This is a genomic window from Azonexus sp. GW821-FHT04F04 (assembly GCF_059420025.1).
Genome location: NZ_JBWKSX010000002.1, coordinates 33,912 through 52,467, shown reverse-complemented (window position 1 = coordinate 52,467; position 18,556 = coordinate 33,912). Strand labels below are relative to the sequence as shown.

The 18,556-nt window shown below is 61.0% G+C and carries 8 protein-coding genes; all 8 read left to right on the top strand.

Going from position 1 to position 18,556, the window contains the following annotated elements; genetic code table 11:
• Nucleotides 1-24 precede the first annotated feature (24 nt).
• Genes AC07TV_RS05595 through AC07TV_RS05560 form a run of 8 tightly spaced genes read left to right on the top strand, consistent with a single transcriptional unit; the run spans nucleotide 25 to nucleotide 18,534 of the window.
• Nucleotides 25-12,306, top strand: coding sequence for a filamentous hemagglutinin family protein (locus tag AC07TV_RS05595; RefSeq protein ID WP_494647420.1), 12,282 nt, complete (start codon nucleotides 25-27; stop codon nucleotides 12,304-12,306).
• Between the two features lie 58 nt (nucleotides 12,307-12,364).
• The gene (locus AC07TV_RS05590; RefSeq protein ID WP_494647419.1) at nucleotides 12,365-14,098 is read left to right on the top strand and encodes a DUF2341 domain-containing protein; all 1,734 of its coding nucleotides are present in this window, start codon (nucleotides 12,365-12,367) and stop codon (nucleotides 14,096-14,098) included.
• A gap of 15 nt (nucleotides 14,099-14,113) precedes the next feature.
• Nucleotides 14,114-14,518 (top strand): ExbD/TolR family protein, encoded by a 405-nt coding sequence (locus AC07TV_RS05585; RefSeq protein ID WP_494647418.1) that lies wholly within the window; start codon nucleotides 14,114-14,116, stop codon nucleotides 14,516-14,518.
• Nucleotides 14,519-14,521: 3 nt separating this feature from the next.
• Nucleotides 14,522-14,926 (top strand): ExbD/TolR family protein, encoded by a 405-nt coding sequence (locus AC07TV_RS05580; protein WP_494647417.1) that lies wholly within the window; start codon nucleotides 14,522-14,524, stop codon nucleotides 14,924-14,926.
• A gap of 5 nt (nucleotides 14,927-14,931) precedes the next feature.
• Nucleotides 14,932-15,591 (top strand): energy transducer TonB family protein, encoded by a 660-nt coding sequence (locus tag AC07TV_RS05575; protein ID WP_494647416.1) that lies wholly within the window; start codon nucleotides 14,932-14,934, stop codon nucleotides 15,589-15,591.
• Between the two features lie 36 nt (nucleotides 15,592-15,627).
• Nucleotides 15,628-17,259, top strand: coding sequence for a putative porin (locus AC07TV_RS05570; RefSeq protein WP_494647415.1), 1,632 nt, complete (start codon nucleotides 15,628-15,630; stop codon nucleotides 17,257-17,259).
• Between the two features lie 52 nt (nucleotides 17,260-17,311).
• The gene (locus AC07TV_RS05565) at nucleotides 17,312-17,836 is read left to right on the top strand and encodes a hypothetical protein (RefSeq protein WP_494647414.1); all 525 of its coding nucleotides are present in this window, start codon (nucleotides 17,312-17,314) and stop codon (nucleotides 17,834-17,836) included.
• Complete coding sequence (locus tag AC07TV_RS05560) at nucleotides 17,833-18,534, top strand: CAAX prenyl protease-related protein (RefSeq protein WP_494647413.1); 702 nt, start codon at nucleotides 17,833-17,835, stop codon at nucleotides 18,532-18,534. The genes AC07TV_RS05565 and AC07TV_RS05560 overlap by 4 nt, the downstream gene beginning before the upstream one ends.
• The last annotated feature ends 22 nt before the right edge of the window (nucleotides 18,535-18,556 follow it).

The following is an 18,556-nucleotide window of genomic DNA, read 5'->3' as shown; positions in this document are numbered from 1 at the left end:
ACACAGAAAGAACAGGAATCAAACATGAACCACGGAATCTATCGGCTGGTCTTCAATGTCGAGCGCAACGCCTGGGTGGCGGTAGCCGAGTGTGTGCGCGGACGCGGCAAGAAGAGTGCACGCAAGCGGGTAGCGGCCGTGGTTCTCGGGGTGGCGGTTTCGTTCGCGGCGCTGGATGGCGCCTGGGCGGCGCGGCCGGTGGCGGCGCAATTGCCGGTGCCGTCGGCGTCCCGGCCTTTCGTCTTTGCCGGCTCGGTCGATGGCGGCCAGCCGACAACGGCGATGATCAACGGCATCAATACGATGACGGTGACCACTCAGAGCCGCATGCTTGGCCTCAATTTCGACAGTTTTGACGTCGGCAGCGATGCGGCCTTCGTACTCAAGCAGCCGGATGCGCTGTCGCGCGCCCTGTTCCGCATCTGGGACAGCAACCCCAGCCAGATTTACGGCAAGGTAACGGCCAACGGCCAGCTTTACCTGATCAACCAGAACGGCATCCTGTTCGGCTCCGGCTCGCAGGTGAACGTCGGCGGCCTGGTCGCCTCGGCGCTCGGCATGTCGGACACCATGATGAACCGGCTGCTGACCAACGGCCTGCCCAGCGCCTCGGGCGACAGCCTGACCTTTAACTACGAGGGGAAAGTCGGCGATTTCAAGTCGACTGTGGTCGTCGAGACTGGCGCCACGATCAATACCCGGGACGGCGGCAAGGTGGTACTGATTGCGCCCCGCTCGGTGACCAACGAGGGCAGCATCGGCGTCGACGGTGGCGGCAGTGCCGAAACGATCCTGGCGGCCGGCGGCAAGGTCATCCTGACCGTGCCGAGCGATCCCAACCTGCGCGGCATTCTGGTCGAGACGGATTCCTTTACCGGAAAGGACGATCTTGGCATCAGCACCACGCTGGACGGCAAGGTGACCAACGCGGCCACGGGTAGCGTAAACATGGGCCGGGACGGTGTGGTGACACTGGCCGGCCTGATCGTCAATCAGCAGGGCGTCGTCAATGCGACCAAGGCAGTCAATCTCAATGGCTCAACCATGCTCGTTTCGGGCACGACTGAAACCGACCGCCTGACCATCAACCAGCGCGGCAGCGTGGCGGAGATCGACTGGTATTCCGGCTTTAACGTCGGGCAGGGCAAGACGGTCGAGTTCGTGCAGGCAACGGGCGATGTTGCCTACAACTATGTCTACGACCCGGACAAGAGCCTGGTCGATGGTTCGACCAACAAGCTGGACAATCTGGCCGCCGGTCGTTCGCTGATCGACGGCGTGCTCAAGGCCAGCGGCCAGTTCGTGCTGGTCAACGAGCTGGGCATCACTTTCGGCGCGAATGCCCGGGTATCGGCGAACAATTTTGTTGCCTCGGCGCTGGGCATGAATCCGGGCATCGTTTCATCCGGACTGCTGGGGCAGACCAACGTCCGTTCGCGCGCCTTCTATTTGAACCGGAATTACGCGACCTTCGACAGCAGCGATGAAAGCACGGCGGCAGCCGATAAGGCGCGGGCGCTGAGCGAATATCGCCGTGCTACGGTCAACGTTGAAAATGGGGCAAAAATCGAAAGTGCCAGCGGGGGCTATGTCGTCCTCGCCGGCGGCAGCGTCAATCAGGGTGGCAGCATCAGCACGCCGAACGGCCAGGCTCTGCTCGCCGCTGGTGCCGACCTCTACTTGAAGCCGGCTTATTCGTCTGCGCTACGCGGTTTCACGGCGGAAGTAAATCCGTTGCTGGTCAAGGATGCCAACAAGAGCGGAATCGACTCGTTGGTGGCGCTTTCCCGCGGCGCTGATGCAAATGCCGTGACCAACACCGGCTCGATCTCGGCCAGTTTCGGCGACATCTCCATGGTCGGGCATCAGATCGTTCAGGCCGGTTCGCTCTACGCTTCGACGTCGGCGACGGCCAACGGATCGATCAACCTGAAGGCGCGTGACATGGTGTTGATCGATTACGTGATCGCCACTGCAACCAAGGATATTGCTGACAGCAGTTATTTCCAGATTTCCCGCGACTACGGTGTCGATGGGGTGCTGGCTTACGATCCAAAATACAAGAACATCAAGCCGACCGACTTCATTTTCGGCAAGGAAGGCGGTACGGTCACCTTTTCCGATGGCAGCCGCACGGAGATCGCCATTGATGGCAGCAATGGCAAAACCTTGACCGCTAGCCAACATTTCGTCACGTCGTCGGTAGCAGTGCAGGGCAAGAAAATCGTTGTTGGTGACGCCGATATCGAGGCCAAGGGGGGGAATGTCGATTTCCGCTCAGCTACGGCGTTCAGCGAAAACAATGCTTTCGTCGTCGACACGATGACGCCGGGCGTCGAAGGAACGGCGCAAAGCGATGTCGGTATCTACGTGGCCGAGGGTGCGAAGATTGATGTTTCCGGTATCAGCGCCCAGAAATCGGTTCGCGACCTGTTTGTTGAAGTCGAGTTGCGCGGCGACCAGTTCGCCGACAATCCCGTCCAGCGCAATGACGTGCTGCGCGGCCAGAAAGCCTGGGTCGACATTCGTGACGCCGTCGAGATCGCCGACCTGAGCAGCTATTTCAACAATGTCGGCCTGACAGCCAACGAACTGGCAGGCACCGGCGGCAAGATCTCGTTGGTATCCACAGGCAATGTCATCGTCAAGAATGGGGCTACGCTGGATGTCTCCGGTGGCGTGGTCAATTTCGCGGCAGGAAGCGTCGAGGAGTCGCGGGTGCTGGCCGGACGCAAGTCCTATCGTCTCAACGATGCGCCGGTCTGGGCTGAGTATTTGTCACTGACCACGGCAACGCGCGACGAAGTGGCTTATGTCGAGGGCAAGAGCGCCGGTACCGTGGAGATTCGCGGCAATCGCCTGGCTGTCGACGGGCAGTTGCAGGCGAATACCACGGTGGGTACGCGTCAGCGCGAGGTTGGCGATCCGGCGAGCAGTCGCAGCGCGATTCCGCTGGGCGGGCAATTGATCGTCCAGGATGGCGGCCAGCATTACACCGTCGCCAATCGCGATACGGCCAGCAAAGCCGAGAAGGACGCTGCCTTCCTCCAGGCGCAGGTGGAGTTCGTCAAGGGAGCGGCCAACTCAGCCGCCGGTCTGACGCAGGATAGCGCCGGGCCGGATCGGCTGGAGTTGTCGGAAACCCTGGTCGATGCCGGGTTCTCGCGTTTCTCGGTTACTAGTGACGGGCGGATCGACATCCCGGCTGAGATTTCGCTGAATCTGCCGGCAGGTGGCAAATTTGCTGCTACCGGGCGACAAATCTATCTGGCTGGCGATATCAGCGCGCCGGCCGGCAGCATCGAGTTGAAGACCGTTGACCGCAGTGCGTCGGTGCCCGATGCGCCGAACAATCTGGATGGCGTGTACTCGAATCTGATCGTTGCCGATGGCGCCAGCCTGTCAACGTCCGGCGTCTGGGTTAACGATTTTCTCGACGGCGAATTGAGCACGGCGCCGCTGGCCTTGAACGGCGGCAAGATCGTTCTGAATTCGGCGCATGACCTCGATATCCAAGGCGGCAGCAGCATCTCCGTCGACGGTGGCGGCCAGGTCAACACCAAACGTTCCCTCAAGAAGGGCAACGCTGGATCGATCGCACTGACCAGCGGCAGCGGTTTCGGTGAATTCGGGCTGGGCAACAGCCTGTTCCTTGATGGCACCCTGTCGGGGATGGCGCTCGGCAAGGGCGGTACGCTGTCGATTACCTCGTCGCAGGTCACGCTGGGCCATGCTGCAAGCAGCGATACGGGCCAGGGGTTTGTTGCAACCGAGGATGTGCTCGATAGGGGCGGTTTTTACAATTATATTTTCACCGGCAGATCCGCGTTGACCGTTGAAGGTGGGTCCGCGGAAGTCCAGAAGATTTTCAAACCGGATCCGCTCAACTGGTCGCTGCTCGCTGTTGGTGACTACTTCAAGCGACCTACCGGTACCACCATCGCCTCTTTTGCCGCAACGCAGGTTCTGCCCGAAGCGCTACGTTCGGGGACGACGAGCATCAGCCTGACGACGACCGATATCTACAGCGGGCGTCTGACCGTTGCCGAAAACGCTTATGTCGGCGCTTCTGCCAAGGGTAGCGTGACGCTGGAAGCGGCCGGTCAGATGACGGTGCTGGGCACGCTGGAAGCGGCTGGCGGCACGATCAAGCTGGGTCGCGCGGAAATGACTAGTGATCTGAATGCGGCGGTCCAGAACGCCCTGATCGATGCCGGCAAGAAGCAGTCCGAATCGATCTACCTCGGCGAGAACAGCAAGTTGCTGGTCGGCGGCACGACGGTGCTCGATGCCGATACGCAGCAAGCGCTGGATGCCGGAATTTCGGCCGGGCAACTGCTGGCCAGGCAAGCCTATCGGGGCGAGGTGCTGGCCGGGGGGACGGTGAGCATTGATTCCGGCCTCGGCTACCTGATCATGCGCGAAGGCGCGCTGATCGATGTTTCGGGCGCCACCGGTACGCTGAATGCAGCGACTGCTACGGCAACCGGCTATACCTATGCGGCGCGTTCGCTGGGCAGTGCCGGTGGCACGGTCAGCCTGGCGGCACATAGTGGCATGTTCCTCGATGGCAACTTCAAGGCCAGGGGCGGCAAGGATGCGCTCGGTGGTGTCTTTGCCCTGCGCTTTACGGCCGATCCAGTGAAGACTGAGGTCAACCCGTGGGGGGCCGGCGTCGGACAGACTCAGGAAGTGATTGACGCGCTGACTCAGGGGCGCGTGCTGACGGTTTATCAAACGGCTTCCACCGAAGAAACGGCTTCTACCGATGAAAAGAGCGGCCGGGAAAACCATGAGGCTTTGTGGCCGGCCGACATTGACACTGCCAAGTACCTGGCAGGTACCGCCGTGCTCAATGCAAAAACCTACAACGGCAAGGCGGAGCTTGATGTCGCACTGTTGCAGGATTTCGGTTCGGTTAACGACGCGGCTTTCGGTTCCTGGTATCTGACCAGCCAGAGCGACATCGTGTTTGCCGGCACGGTTGAGGCGACGGTCAATAACCATCTCAGCATGAATGCGGCGAACTTCAGGGCCGCCGACGATACGACCGATCTGAAGCTGACGGCGGCCACGGCGCGCATCGGCAATTTCCGCGACGGGGCCGGCGCTGCCGTGGTGGCCGGGACTGGCCTGGCCGATGCGTCGATCACAGCCCGCGACATCGGGCTGGTCGGTACCTTCGGCTGGAGCGGCTTCGACAACAGCACCTTCACCAGCACGGGGGCCATCCATTTCGACAGCGTCCAGAACACGGTGAAGAACCGCACCGACGGCCGTTTGTTCAATGGCCAGATGACGGCTTCCGGCGCGCTGACCTTCTCGGCCGCTCGCCTCAGCCCATCGACCTATGGCGATTTCCGTATCGACCTGCTGGCCGATCCAAAGGGCAGCATTGCCATCACACGCCCGGTGGACGCCTCGGCCGACGTATCGCTGTCTCCCTACGGTCGACTGGAATTTTCGGCCAAAACCATAAACCACGAGGGCACGATTTCCGCACCGCTCGGCGAGGTTGTCTTCAATGCCCCGGGCGGCACGGTGACGCTGGCCGCGGGGAGCAAAACCTCCGTGGCAGCAGATCGCAGCTTGCTCTTCGGCGCTACCGGCGAATCTGGAAGCAGCTGGAACTACCAGGGGAGCGAAATCGAGGCTCTGCCGTCCAAAGGCATTGTGATCGATGCCGCCGTGTCGAAGGTGCAGACCGGCGCCGAACTCGATCTCTCGGGCGGTGGCGAGGCGCTGGCCTGGGAATTTACCGCCGGTCCGGGCGGCAAGAGCGATGTGCTCAAGGGTTCGACGACGACCTTCGCCATCGTGCCGGGCTGGAACGGGGTCAGCGCGAGCGATGCCGAACTCCTGGCCGCTTATGCCACGACCGACGATGGTTCGTTGCCGCTGTTGAAGGTCGGCGATGCCGTCTCGCTGGGTGCCAACACGCTCGGCCTCGGTGGCAGCTATGTTCTTTTGCCGGCCCGTTATGCCGTGCTGCCCGGTGCCTATCTGGTGACGGTGAAAGGCGGCAACGATAATGTTCTGGCCGCCTCTGAGCGCCAGCCCGACGGTTCGTGGCTGGTGGCCGGTGCGTTCAAAGCACTCAACGCCGACGGCTCGACGACGGCTTACTCGCAGTCGCATCTGACCCTTGAGCTGGCGAGCAGCGAGGTGGTGGCCAACCGGGCGAAATACACGCTGACGACGGCTTCGTCGTTCTTCTACGACCAAGCCGGCGTTCGTCTGGCCGGCGATGCCGGTCATCTATCGGTAGTCGGCCGCAGCAGTCTGGAGTTCAATCCCAGCGTCGTGGCCAAGACCGCGGCCGAAATCAGCGCCGCTGACGGGCGCAATCGCGCCGCGCAAGGGCTGGCGCTGGATCTGGCCGCGCCCAAGCTGTATGTCAGCAACCAGGGCAATACGCCGGAGGGCTATTCGGTGGTTGATCCCTCCAAGCTCGAAGGTGTGACGATCGCCAGCCTGTTGCTCGGCGGGGTGCGTACGGAGACGGCAGCCGGCACGCAGATCGACACAATTTCCAGTTCCGTACTGATCAACAATGATGGGAACCGCGAGGGCGGAACGGCGCTGAGCGCTGGCGAGATTCTGGCGACGGCTAGCGAGATGCTGACCGTGGCAGGCAAGAGCAAGATCGACTCGGCTGGCGATGCGACGGGGCGAGACATTGCGCTGACCGGCGACGGCGCCTTCCTGCGCGTTGCCGAAGGCAGCCAGGTCAAGGTCAGCCGGAGCGGCGTCAATCGCCTGCAGGGCGATTTGATGGTCGAAAGTACTGCTGCTGTGGCTGGCGAGTCGCTGGTATTCGATGCGACGCGCGGCAATGAGCTGGCCGGTATGGTTTCCCCGGGCAAGCGTCTGGCCGACGGTTCGCGCGATGGCGGCGGGGCGATCAGCATCGGTGCCGGCCGGATCAACGTGGTGGCCGACAGTTCGGTGCCGGCTGACGGCGTTACGCTGAAGAAGGCTGATCTGGAGCGGTTCGCCAATGTCGATCAAATGCGCCTGGTGAGCTATTCGACGCTTGACCTCTACGGCGATGCAACGCTGGGGTCGGCCACGCTCAATGAACTGGTTATTTCGGCTGCCGGCATTGCCGGACATGGCGGTGACAACAGTGTCGCCAATATTTCCGCCAAACAGGTGGTGTTCGAGAATGACAATCCCGAGGGCGCGAAGTTCGTCGCTGGCGGGGCCTTCGGCAGCGGTGATTTGAATGTCGATGCCAAGCAGATTACTTTTAGCGACAACGCGACCGAAGCGATGCGCAAGGCGGGCACCAGCGGCTTCAAGATCGCAGGCTTCGATGCTGTCGAGCTCAAGGCAAGCGGTGACCTTGTGTTTGCCGGTCGCGGTGTGACTCGCGTCGAGAGCGGCCGGGTTGATACCAACAGCCAGCCCGTCGATGCCAAACTCGACATCATCGCGGGACGCGTGACCAGCACGAGTGGGGCGGATCATGTCCTGACGGCTACGGGCGGCTTGTCTGTCCAGCGCCATGAGAACGCCACGACGCCGACAACGGCCGCCGGTCTCGGCAGCAAACTGGAACTGGCCGGCAAGAGCGTTACGGTGTCGGGACATATCGACCTGGCGGCCGGCGATCTGACCCTGGCCGGTACGCAGAGCGTGACACTGGACAGCGGTGCGCTGGTCAGTGCCGCCGGTGCCGCCGTGAAGTTTGCCGATACCACGGCTTACGCATCGGGTGGTCGTATCACGTTGAAATCGACGGAAGGCAATGTCCAGATCAACGAACGTGCCGTTGCCACGGTTTCCGCCGATGCCGGCGGTGGCAATGCCGGCACGATCCGCCTGCTGGCCGAAAAAGGCACGGTTGATGCTGCGGCGCAAACTCTGCGCGGCAACGCGGCCAACGGCAAGACACAGGGTAGCCTGGTGGTCGATGCAGCGTCGGTTGCGCTTGATCGCCTGGCCAATGCGGTCGTTGATTCATCCGGCAACCGCCATCTCAGCGAAAGCTGGGATGTCCGTCGTCGGGTTGGCGATCTTGTGCTGAATGAGCAGATCAAGGCACATCAATTCCAGTTGTCGGCTGATGCCGGCAATATCGGCATTTTTGGCACCGTCGATGCGTCCGGTAACAAGGGTGGTTCTATCGGTCTCTATGCCAACCGGGTGAGCGATACCGATGGCTCGAATGCCGTCGGTGGCAAGGTTGAACTGCATGCCGGCAGCGCCCTCAAGGCCAATGCCACGGAAGTGGTCGGTAGTGGCGATGGCACGGCAGGCGAGGGCGGTTCGGTGACCATCGGCGTCAGTGCGACGAAGGCCGAGGACGAATTGGACACTGAGATCAATTTCTTGGCCAAGGATGGCGAGGTTGCAGCTGCCAGCATTGATGTCTCGATGGCTACAGGCAGCAAGGCAAGCGGTGGCCGCGTGACGTTCCGCGCGCCGCGCCAAGACAGTTTGGGCAAGCTGGTCAGTGGCACTGGAGCCGAGATTGTCGATAACGATGCCATGGCAGCGCTGGTGACAACCAAGCAGGGGGCAGCCAGTACTGATTACTTGTTGATCGGGGTTACCAACCCCAATTCGTTGGCAAACGGGACGGTGATTTCATTCAACGCCTATGCCGCATCGAAGGTGGGCGCCACGGTAACCGTGGGCGGTAACAGTAAGGTGGCACTGGTCAATGCCGATGGCTCTGCACTGGCTGCAGGTGCGATCAAGGCAGGCCAGGGCGTTGTCGCCATCTACGACAATGGCGTCTTCAAAATATCGACTGCGGCCGAAGTAGATACCGGATTGGCCAACAAGTACAGCCTGACACCGGCCGTTAAGCCGCTGACGGCTGCTGATTTCCAGAACCCTGGTTACACGGTCACATTCCGTCCAAAGAGCAACAATACCGCCGCATCTACGCTGGAAATCGTGTCGGCCGATACCAAAAAGACGTCGGTCGAATTGAAGAATGCTGACGGTAGCGTGCTGAAGTCCGGTGATCTTAAGACGGACAGGTTGGTGACGGCGGTCTATACGGTGGTCAATGTCGATGGACAGAGCAAGGGCGAGTTTAGGCTAGTCAATGACGTGCCACTGGCTTCGGCACCCGTCGTCGGGTCGAGCATGGCCAAGGTGAAACTGGATGGCAACGTTCAGGGCGCGGCTACTGTTGCGCTGGAGGCGGTACGGGTGACGCGCAAGACCGGCGATTTCGTGCTTGGTACGGCCGAGCAGGCTGCCTTGCTCAAGACCGCGAGTGAAGTGTCCGCGCTCAAGGGGACTGCCTTTGTTGAGGCCGCCGACCCCGACAAGCGCCTGGGTACGGTCTTCCGGGTCGGCGAGGAAATCCGGTCGACTGGTAACTTGCTGGTTGGCAATGACTGGAGCTTTGCCAAGACCAGTGCGGCCGGTGCAGTTGGTGCGCTGACGCTGCGCGCTGAGGGCGATTTGCTGCTCAGTGGTACCCTGACCGACGGCTTTGTTGCGAACGGTTCTGGAACCAACGTGGTGCCTGATATCTATCGCGATGCACGCGTCGGCAGCGGAGTTGATAGCTGGTCGTTCCGGCTCGTTGCCGGGGCGGATGTCGATCAGGCTTCGCCGCTGGGAACGGATGCTTCGGCCACCACTGGCAGTGTCGTGCTGGCGGATAACAAACTGATCCGTACCGGCACGGGCAGCATCGATATTGCAGCCGCGAAAGACATTGAGCTTGGTGACAGGGCAGCGATTTATACGGCAGGTGTGACCGATACGACGGCCCTTGATGGTTTTAACCCGGCTTTCGTCAATAACAACTACACAGCCAAGGGTGTGTACTCGGCCTTCCTGACCGGCGGTGGCGACATCTCGCTGAAGGCCGGCGGTTCGATCGAGGTTGAAAAGCCTGCTCTAACGTCGGTTTATCAAGGCAACCCCAACGAATGGCTGATGCGGGTGGGGGGCAACAAGAATCTGCAATGGTGGTCGCGGGTTGCTTCGTTCCAGTCGGGTATCGCCGCATTCGGCGGTGGCGATATCAGCCTGACGGCGGGCGGCGATGTCAGCAATGCCATCGTTGCTATTCCGACCAGCGGCCGTGTGCCGACCGTGGATGGCGAGGCGCAACCCGACCGGGCGTTGATCATGGGCGGTGGTGACCTGAGTGTGCAGGCGCAAGGCTCGATCATCGGCGGGATGCTCTATGCCGAAACCGGCAAGGTGACGCTGACAGCTGACGCGATCAAGCCCTATGTCATCGTTACCACGAATAGCAATGGCGATCTGATTGACAACAATTTCTACACGACCGTTGCCATCGGTAACAGTACCGTTGATGTTGTTGGCCGGCAGGACGTCGAACTGGGCAATGTGTACAACCCTTTGTGGGCCAACACGAACTGGCTTTACAACAGCACCTACACGACGGGCGCCAAGGCGACGTCGGGTTTGGTCACGGTGACCGGTGACTATAACGTTCGCTTGGGTACCTTTGGCGAGCGTTCGGCTCTCGATGTCGTCTCCCTGGCCGGCGATGTCGGCCTGAAAGCGCAGGATACGGTTTACGGGGTGACCGACAGCGAGACCCATCGGCTCGTGCCGGCGCAGGTCAAGGTGGCGGCCCTGAGCGGCGACATCAGCGGATCGATTGTTCAGGTGCCGGGGTTGTCGGGGCAACTGGATTTGCTGGCTGAGGGCTCGATAGCGTTTGATGCACCGGTCCAGCAACTGGATCTGTCCGAAAAATATTTGCCGAGCGTCCGCAATCCGGTACTTGGCAACGGTTTGCTCGGTGAGACCGGCTTTGTCCTGTTAGGTGTGCTGAATTCAGGAAGCGCCCTCGAGAAGCATTCGGCAACGAACTGGCACGCCAACGATAACGAGCCGAGCCGCATCGTCGCGTTGACCGGAGATATTGCTGACCAACGCGCGACCAACGCGATCGACGACAAGGTGCACCTGTTCAATGAGGCTGTCGTTATTGACGCGGGCGGCGACATCAAGAACATGAGTCTCGATATTCAGCATAACCATGCCGATGACGTTAGCGTCATCAAGGCAGGGGGCGACATCCAGTACGACTACAAGACGGTGACCGATCCGAGGAATTTGCCCACGCCAGTGACCCAGCCGCTCAAGGGAATACAGGTTGGTGGCAGTGGTTCTGTCTTGGTTCAGGCCAAGGGAACGATCGATCTGGCCGATACCCAGGGCATCGTGACGCGCGGCAACCTTGACAATCCCTATCTGCCGGAGGGGGGCGCCAATATTCTGGCTATCGCCGGTGGCACGCCGGACTACCAGGGGTTGTACAGCGAACTGGCCTCGGACAGAACAGAACTGGTCAACCTGATTGCCTCTGGCAAATCCTATTCAGCGGCTGAGCTGGCCAGGAATGCGGGCCTGCAGGCCACCCATCAGAAAATCATCGATGGCGAGGCCGTCAGCGATGCCGAAGTGCTCGACGTCTTCTACGCCAAACTCACCGAGTTTGGCCGGGTTGCCCAGAATACCGGCGACCAGTCGCAGTATGACAAGGGGCGGACGCTGGCAGCAGCACTGTTCCCCGAAGAGAACATCGGCAAGGGCGACCTCCTGCTTTCGATGAGCCAGATCAAGACCGAGCAGGGTGGCAATATCCAGATGCTCGTTCCGGGAGGTAGTACCGTTGTTGGCGTGGCAGCGCCTTCTTTGTCGAAAGTGGCTTCGGATCAGGGCATCTTCACCATCAACGGCGGCGATATTCTGGCCTATGTTGCCGACGATTTCCTGGTCAATCAGTCGCGGGTGTTCACGCTCGACGGCGGCAACATCATGATTTGGGCAAATCGGGGCAACATCGATGCCGGTAGCGGTGCGAAGACGGTGAACTCGACACCGCCGCCGGTCCTGGTCGTACGTAACGGTCAGATCGTCCTTGATACAGCCAACTCGGTGTCGGGTTCGGGGATCGGGGTTCTGGCGTCGCGCGACGATACGCCGGCCAGCGACATGGACCTGTTCGCACCGGAAGGGGCAATCGATGCCGGCGATGCTGGTTTGCGCAGTACCGGGAACATCACGCTTGGCGCGCGGGTGGTACTGAACGCGACCAACATCCAGGCGGCCGGCGGGGTCAGCGGGGCTCCAGCCCCGGTAGCGGCGGTTGCTCCCGTTGCTGCTGTAACTACACCGACAAACAACGAAAACAAGGCCCTCGAAGATGCCGCGCCCTCGGCCGGCAAGCGCGATGGGGCGGGCGGCATGTTGACGGTTGAGGTGCTCGACAGCGAACCGGCTGCCGACCCCGCCCTGCTCGAGGAAGAAGAACGCAAGCGCAAAGCACGGGCACGTGCGGCGGGGTAGCACGGCTGTAAAGAACAACTTTCATAATCGATAGATCAACCCAATAACTTTGAAGACGATGAGAAACCTTGCACACTGGATGATGGCGGCCGCGAGCCTTTTTGCCCTGAACGCACACGCCGCCGACGGCTTCAATGCCGACGACTGGGCGCACAAGCAGAAGACCGCGATCGACACGACGGCCGAAGGCGTTGAATTGAAGCTGGGGGCTGCCCAGTTGCCGTTGGCCTTGCGCCTGCACACCGGAAATTTTGCCTTTGCCGAAGCCAAGCCGGACGGTAGCGATCTGCGCGTGACGGCTGCCGATGGCAAGACGCCACTGCGTTTTCATATCGAAAAATATGATTCGACGAACGAACTGGCGGTGATCTGGGTGCAACAGCCCAAGCTGGCCCCGTTGGCCAAAACGGACGCGATCACGCTGCTCTGGGGTAATGAAAAGGCGGCTGCCGCCAGCGATGCGAAGGGCAGCTACGATGCCGCCCAGAATCTCGTATTGCATTTCTCCGACAATGGTCCGGTACAGGATTCCACGGTCAACCGGAATAATCCGCAAAATTTGACAATTAAACCCGTCGCTGGTCCGCTCGGTGACGCAGCCAGCCTGGATGGCAGTACGACGCTGACGGTTCCTGCGTCTCCCTCGCTGAAGCTGATTACTGCCAATGGCCTGACTTTCACGGCGTGGATCAAGCCGGTGGCCAATGCTTCCGGTACCTTGTTCCAGCAAAGCGAAGGCGGCAAGAGCCTGGCCTTGGCGCTCAAGGGCGGCAAGCTGGTGGCCGTGGTCAATGGCAAGGAATTCCCGTCGAAGGCGACGGTGCTGGCCGATACCTGGCAGCACGTGGCGATGACGCTGATCGGCGGCAAGCTGACCTTCTACATGGAAGGCGCCGAAGCCGGCACGGCCGATATCGCGCTCGACGACACGGCTGGCGATATCCAGATCGGTGCCGGTTTCCAGGGCGAGCTGGATGAAGTGACGCTGGCCGCGACCTCGCGTTCGGCCGATTACATCAAGGCCCTGCATGGCAGCCAGCAACCGGACAGCCTGATGTATGGCGCCGAGGAAGAAGAGGCGGCTGGGGAGGCCTCCTACGTCGGCATCCTGCTCGGCGCGCTGACGGTGGACGGCTGGATCGTCATCGGCATTCTCGCCGTCATGGCCGTCATCAGCTGCGCTGTCATGGTTGGCAAGACCCTGTTCCTGGGCAAGGCGGAAAAGGCCAACGATGCCTTCCTCAACCGCTTCCGCGACAATCCGCGCAAGCTGCTGCAACCCGATTCGATGGATACCAAGGCGCTGAGCGAAGACGAGGCGATGCGCCATTCGACGATCTTCCGTCTCTACAAGATCGGCATTCAGGAAATGCATCACCGCTTCGACACCCAGACCAAGAGCGGTGTCCAGAACAAGCTCTCCGATGCTGCCCTCAATTCGATCCGCGCCGCCATGGATGCCGGGCTAGTTCGTGAGAACCAGCGCCTGAACAGCCAGATCGTGCTGCTCACCATCGCCATTTCCGGCGGCCCCTTCCTCGGCCTGCTCGGCACCGTGGTCGGCGTCATGATCACTTTCGCGGCGATTGCCGCGGCTGGCGACGTCAATGTGAACTCGATCGCGCCGGGTATTGCTGCTGCGCTGGTCGCCACCGTCGCCGGTCTGGCCGTGGCGATTCCCGCCCTGTTCGGCTACAACTGGCTGGCTATCAAGATCAAGAACGTCTCGGCCGACACCCAGGTGTTCGCCGACGAGTTCCTGACCAAGTCGGCCGAGCAGTACGCCGTCTAAGCGGGAACGAGGACGATGCAGGTTCAGGAAGACAATCAGCCCTACGACGAGATCAATGTCACACCGATGCTCGACCTCGCCTATGTGCTGCTGGTCATTTTCATCATCATGACGACGGCTTCGGTGCAGGGCGTCAAGGTCGAGTTGCCGAAAACGGCAGCCAGCACCAGTTTGGCCAAGCCGGGTACCAAGGCAGTGACGGTGGCGCGCAACGGTGACGTCTTCATCGACGCCTACCCGGTGACCATGGAGCAGCTGGACCTGCGTCTGGCTCAGTATCTAGCGGCCAATCCGGCGCTGTCGATCGTTATCAAGGGCGACGGACAGGCCCAGTACGCCAAGGTCATGGAGGTCATGGAGTTGCTCAAACGCAACGGCATCACCGATCTCGGCCTGGCGACAACGCGGGCGCAGAGGTAGGTCATGCACGTTCAAGCGGAAACCAAACCCTACGACAGCATCAACGTCACACCGATGCTCGACCTCGCCTATGTGCTGCTGGTTATTTTCATCCTGATGACCACCGCCTCGGTGTCGGGCATGTCGATCAATCTGCCCAAGCCGTCGAGCAAGCCGAGCACCGAAAAGCACGAGATCAAGATCATCCAGATCAAGCCGGACGGCTCGCTGCACCTCAACGGTGTCGGCGTTTCGGTTCGCGAACTGGAGGTCCAGCTAAAGTCGACCATGGCCCGTGACCCGAAGGCGTCGGTCGTGCTCAAGGGCGACCCGGCGGTCAACTACGCGCGCGTTGTTGAAGTGCTCGATCTCACTGGCGCCATGGGCATCGGCGCCGTGGGACTCGTCACGGCGAGAATTGGTAACTGACGGCCATGGAAACAAAGATCAAGCCGTCGCGGCGCTGGGTGAGTATTGTCGTGATCGCCGTGCTTGGCGCCGCGATTATTGCCATTGTGACCTGGGGCATCATGAGCCTGATGGGCGGCAAGTCCGGCAAGCCGCGCAAGCCGCCGGTCGTCACCCTGCTGCCGGATAAACCGCCACCGCCACCGCCGCCGCCCAAGGAAGAAAAGAAACCCGAGCCGCCCAAGGAAAACAAGGACGTCAAGATCGAGCCGCCCAAGGAAGCGCCGCAGCCGGCGCAGAACGAGCCGCTCAAGATGGAAGGCGCGGCCGGCGACGGCGACAGTGCCTTCGGCGCCGGCACGGTCGGTCGCGAATACGCCGGCGGCAACATCGGGGCGACAGGCGCTGCGCAGGGTATGTACGCCGGCCGCCTGCAGCGCCATTTGCAGGAACAGCTGAGCCGCAATCGCAAGCTGAAGGAATCCGACTATCGCGTCACCGTGCGCGTCTGGCTGCGTCGCGACGGCTCGGTCGAGAAAGCCGATCTGGCGCAAAGCACCGGTAACAGCGGGCTGGACGAACTGCTCCGGGAAGCCTTGCTGCAAGTCGCCGCCATGCGCGAAGCGCCACCCGAGAACATGCCGCAGCCGATCCGCATACGCATCACTGCCCGCGGCGCGCCCTGATTACGAATTGAATTGAAGAAACCACGAGAGAAATCCATGAAATTCACGCAAAAACCTTTGCACAAAGCCATGGTCGGCGTCTTTGTCGGCTTGCTGGCGGCCGGTCAGCCGGCGCTTGCCGACGACCGGGAATCGCTCGAAACCCTGCGCGAAACGACGCTCAATTTGATCGATGCGCTGGTCGAGCAGGGTATTTTCAGCCGCGAAAAGGCCGATGCGATGGTCAAGGCTGCCCAGTCCAAGGCAGCGAAAACAGTGACCCGCGAGAAGTCAAAATCGGCCGCGCCGGTCCGCGTCCAGTACGTGCCGGAAACGGTCAAGAACGAGATTCGCGACCAATTGCGCCAAGAGGTGCTGGCCCAGGCCAAGGCCGAGCGCTGGGCCGAACCGAATGCTGTGCCATCGTGGCTGGATCGGATCAAGTGGGAGGGCGACATTCGGGTCCGCTACCAGTTGGAGGAGTTTGCGAAAAGCAATGCTTCGCCCGACGATTATTTCCTTGCGCTGACATCTTCGCCCGAAACGACCCGGGCCGCCGGCTTCATTCCAGTTTCGGCGAATACCCAGACTGACCGCGAGCGTTTCCGCGTGCGAGCCAGACTCGGTATGCTGGCCAAGGTTTCCGATGACTGGAGTGCCGGGGTCCGTCTGGCGACGGGCACGACGAGCGACCGGGTGTCGACGAATCAGACAATGGGACAGGATTTCAACAAGTATCAGTTCCTGGTGGATCGTGCATACGTGAAATACGATCCGGTCGAATGGATGTCAGTGACGGGCGGACGTGTCCCGAATCCCTGGTTTTCGACTGATCTCGTCTGGGACGAGGATCTGAATTTTGAAGGGGTTGCGGCGACGTTCAAGCCCAGTTTTGCCAATGGCGATTTTCGCCCCTTCCTTACCATCGGTGCCTTCCCGCTACGTGAGGACGGCCCACCGTCAAAGAGCAGTCGATGGTTGCGTGGCGCACAGCTCGGCGCCAAGTGGCAGTTGATGCCGAATAGCCGCTTGAGTTTCGGGGTAGCGCTATACGATTACGAGAATCTTGAGGGCCGGCCGGAAACGCAGGCAAATTACCAAAGCTATCAACTTGGTGGATCAGCTACCTACGGTCAGTATGAATATGGCTCAGGCCTGCGTCAGAAGGGCAATACGCTGTTCGATACCGCTTACCAGTCTGATACGAACAGCATCTGGGGCCTAGCCTCCAAGTTCCGCCCGATCAACCTGACCGCCTCGCTCGATCTGGCCCACTTTGATCCCGTCCATGTCGTGCTGACCGCCGATTACGTCAAGAATACCGCTTTCGATCGCAGCGAAATCCAGCGTCGGACGGGGGTTGCGCTGACCGATGGCAAGGATTACGGCTACCTCTTCAAGCTTGCTGTCGGCATGCCTAAGCTGGAAAAACGGCATGACTGGCAGGGTTCCTTCGCTTACCGCTATCTTGGTTCCGATGCCACGGTCGACGCCTTTACGGACTCCGATTTCGGCCTTGGTGGTACCAACCTCAAGGGCTACCAGCTGGGCCTGAACTATGGTGTCGATCAGAACGCCTGGCTCTCGTTGCGCTGGATGTCGGCTCAGTCCATTGAATCCTTCTCGCTCGATCCGGCACATCGTTTCGGGGTCGATCTTCTGCAGGCTGACGTCAATGTGCGCTTCTAAAACAACGCTCGTAGCCCTGTTTCTGGCAGCCACGTTTGCTGCGGCGCCAGCTTTGGCCGCAGAAAAAAAAGCCGATCCGAACAAGGGTGAAGTCCGCCGCTTGCAACAGATGCAGCGCCAGTTGGAGCGGGAGAAGACCGAACTGGCCGAGCAGAAGGCTGCGGCGGAAAGCGAGTTGGGGGATGTTCGCAAAAAGGTGGAAGGCGAGTCACGTCGGGCTGCGGCGCTGAGTCGTGATGCTGCTGCCCTGCGTGCAGCCCGCGATGCGACTGCCGCCAAGCTGGCCGAAACCGAGGCCGAGTTGCGCAAGACTCAGGAGGCGCAGCGTGCCGCAGAGGCCGAAGGCAAGCGCCTGCAGGCTGCGTTGGCGGCCGAGAAGCAGCAACTGCAGATGTGTACCGAGCGGGGCCAGGAGCTGCGCAAGGTGAGCAATCAGGTGCTCGATCTCTATGAAAAGAAAAGCTGTCTCGACAGCAGCTTGCAGGGCGAGCCGTTCACCGGCCTGAAGCGGGTCGAGATCGAGAACGCGGTCGAGGATATGCGCGAAAAGGTGGATAGCCAGCGCGTCGGCTCATGAGCGTCGGCGTTCTGGCGCGCGGCTTGTCTTTTCCGGCTCCGGTCGTGGCCCGTGCCTTGCCGTTCGCGGTTTTCATCGGCCTGATGGCGGTCGAGCCGTGGTTGGCGGCGCAGTTGGGCGGGGTAATCGACCCGCGCTGGTTTTACGGTATTCGTTCGGCCGTAGTGGCTAGTCTGCTCTACGTTTTTTGGCCGAGCTTCACTGAACTGACTGCGGCGCGTCATCTGTCCATTCGGGAATTCGGACTGGCCTTGGCGGCTGGCCTGATGGTTCTGGGCATCTGGTTGTTGCTGGATTCCGGCATTTTCGTGCTCGGCCAGTCGGGCTCCGGATTCGAGCCGCGCGCGGCCGATGGCAGTATCGACTGGTCGCTGGCCTTGATGCGACTGGCCGGTTCGGCGCTGGTGGTGCCGCTCATGGAAGAATTGTTCTGGCGCTCGCTGATCATGCGCTGGCTCGACGAGGCCGATTTTTTGGCGGTCGACCCGGCCCGCATCGGCCTGCGCGCCATGCTCTTTTCCAGTATCGCTTTCGGGCTTGAACACAGCCAGTGGGCCGCGGGCATGCTGGCTGGCCTGGTCTATGGCTGGCTATACGTGCGTAGCGGCAATTTGTGGATTCCGATTGCGGCACATGCCGTGACCAACGCCGGTCTGGGGGTTTGGGTGCTGGCGACTGGTGCCTGGTATTTCTGGTAAGAAGCGTGGCGGAAATCTAAAT

Bases quoted from the DNA above. Each gene is read 5' to 3' on its own strand.
- AC07TV_RS05595 (WP_494647420.1), top strand. From the start codon at position 25: ATGAACCACGGAATCTATCGGCTGGTCTTCAATGTCGAGCGCAACGCC.
- AC07TV_RS05590 (WP_494647419.1), top strand. From the start codon at position 12,365: ATGAGAAACCTTGCACACTGGATGATGGCGGCCGCGAGCCTTTTTGCC.
- AC07TV_RS05585 (WP_494647418.1), top strand. From the start codon at position 14,114: ATGCAGGTTCAGGAAGACAATCAGCCCTACGACGAGATCAATGTCACA.
- AC07TV_RS05580 (WP_494647417.1), top strand. From the start codon at position 14,522: ATGCACGTTCAAGCGGAAACCAAACCCTACGACAGCATCAACGTCACA.
- AC07TV_RS05575 (WP_494647416.1), top strand. From the start codon at position 14,932: ATGGAAACAAAGATCAAGCCGTCGCGGCGCTGGGTGAGTATTGTCGTG.
- AC07TV_RS05570 (WP_494647415.1), top strand. From the start codon at position 15,628: ATGAAATTCACGCAAAAACCTTTGCACAAAGCCATGGTCGGCGTCTTT.
- AC07TV_RS05560 (WP_494647413.1), top strand. From the start codon at position 17,833: ATGAGCGTCGGCGTTCTGGCGCGCGGCTTGTCTTTTCCGGCTCCGGTC.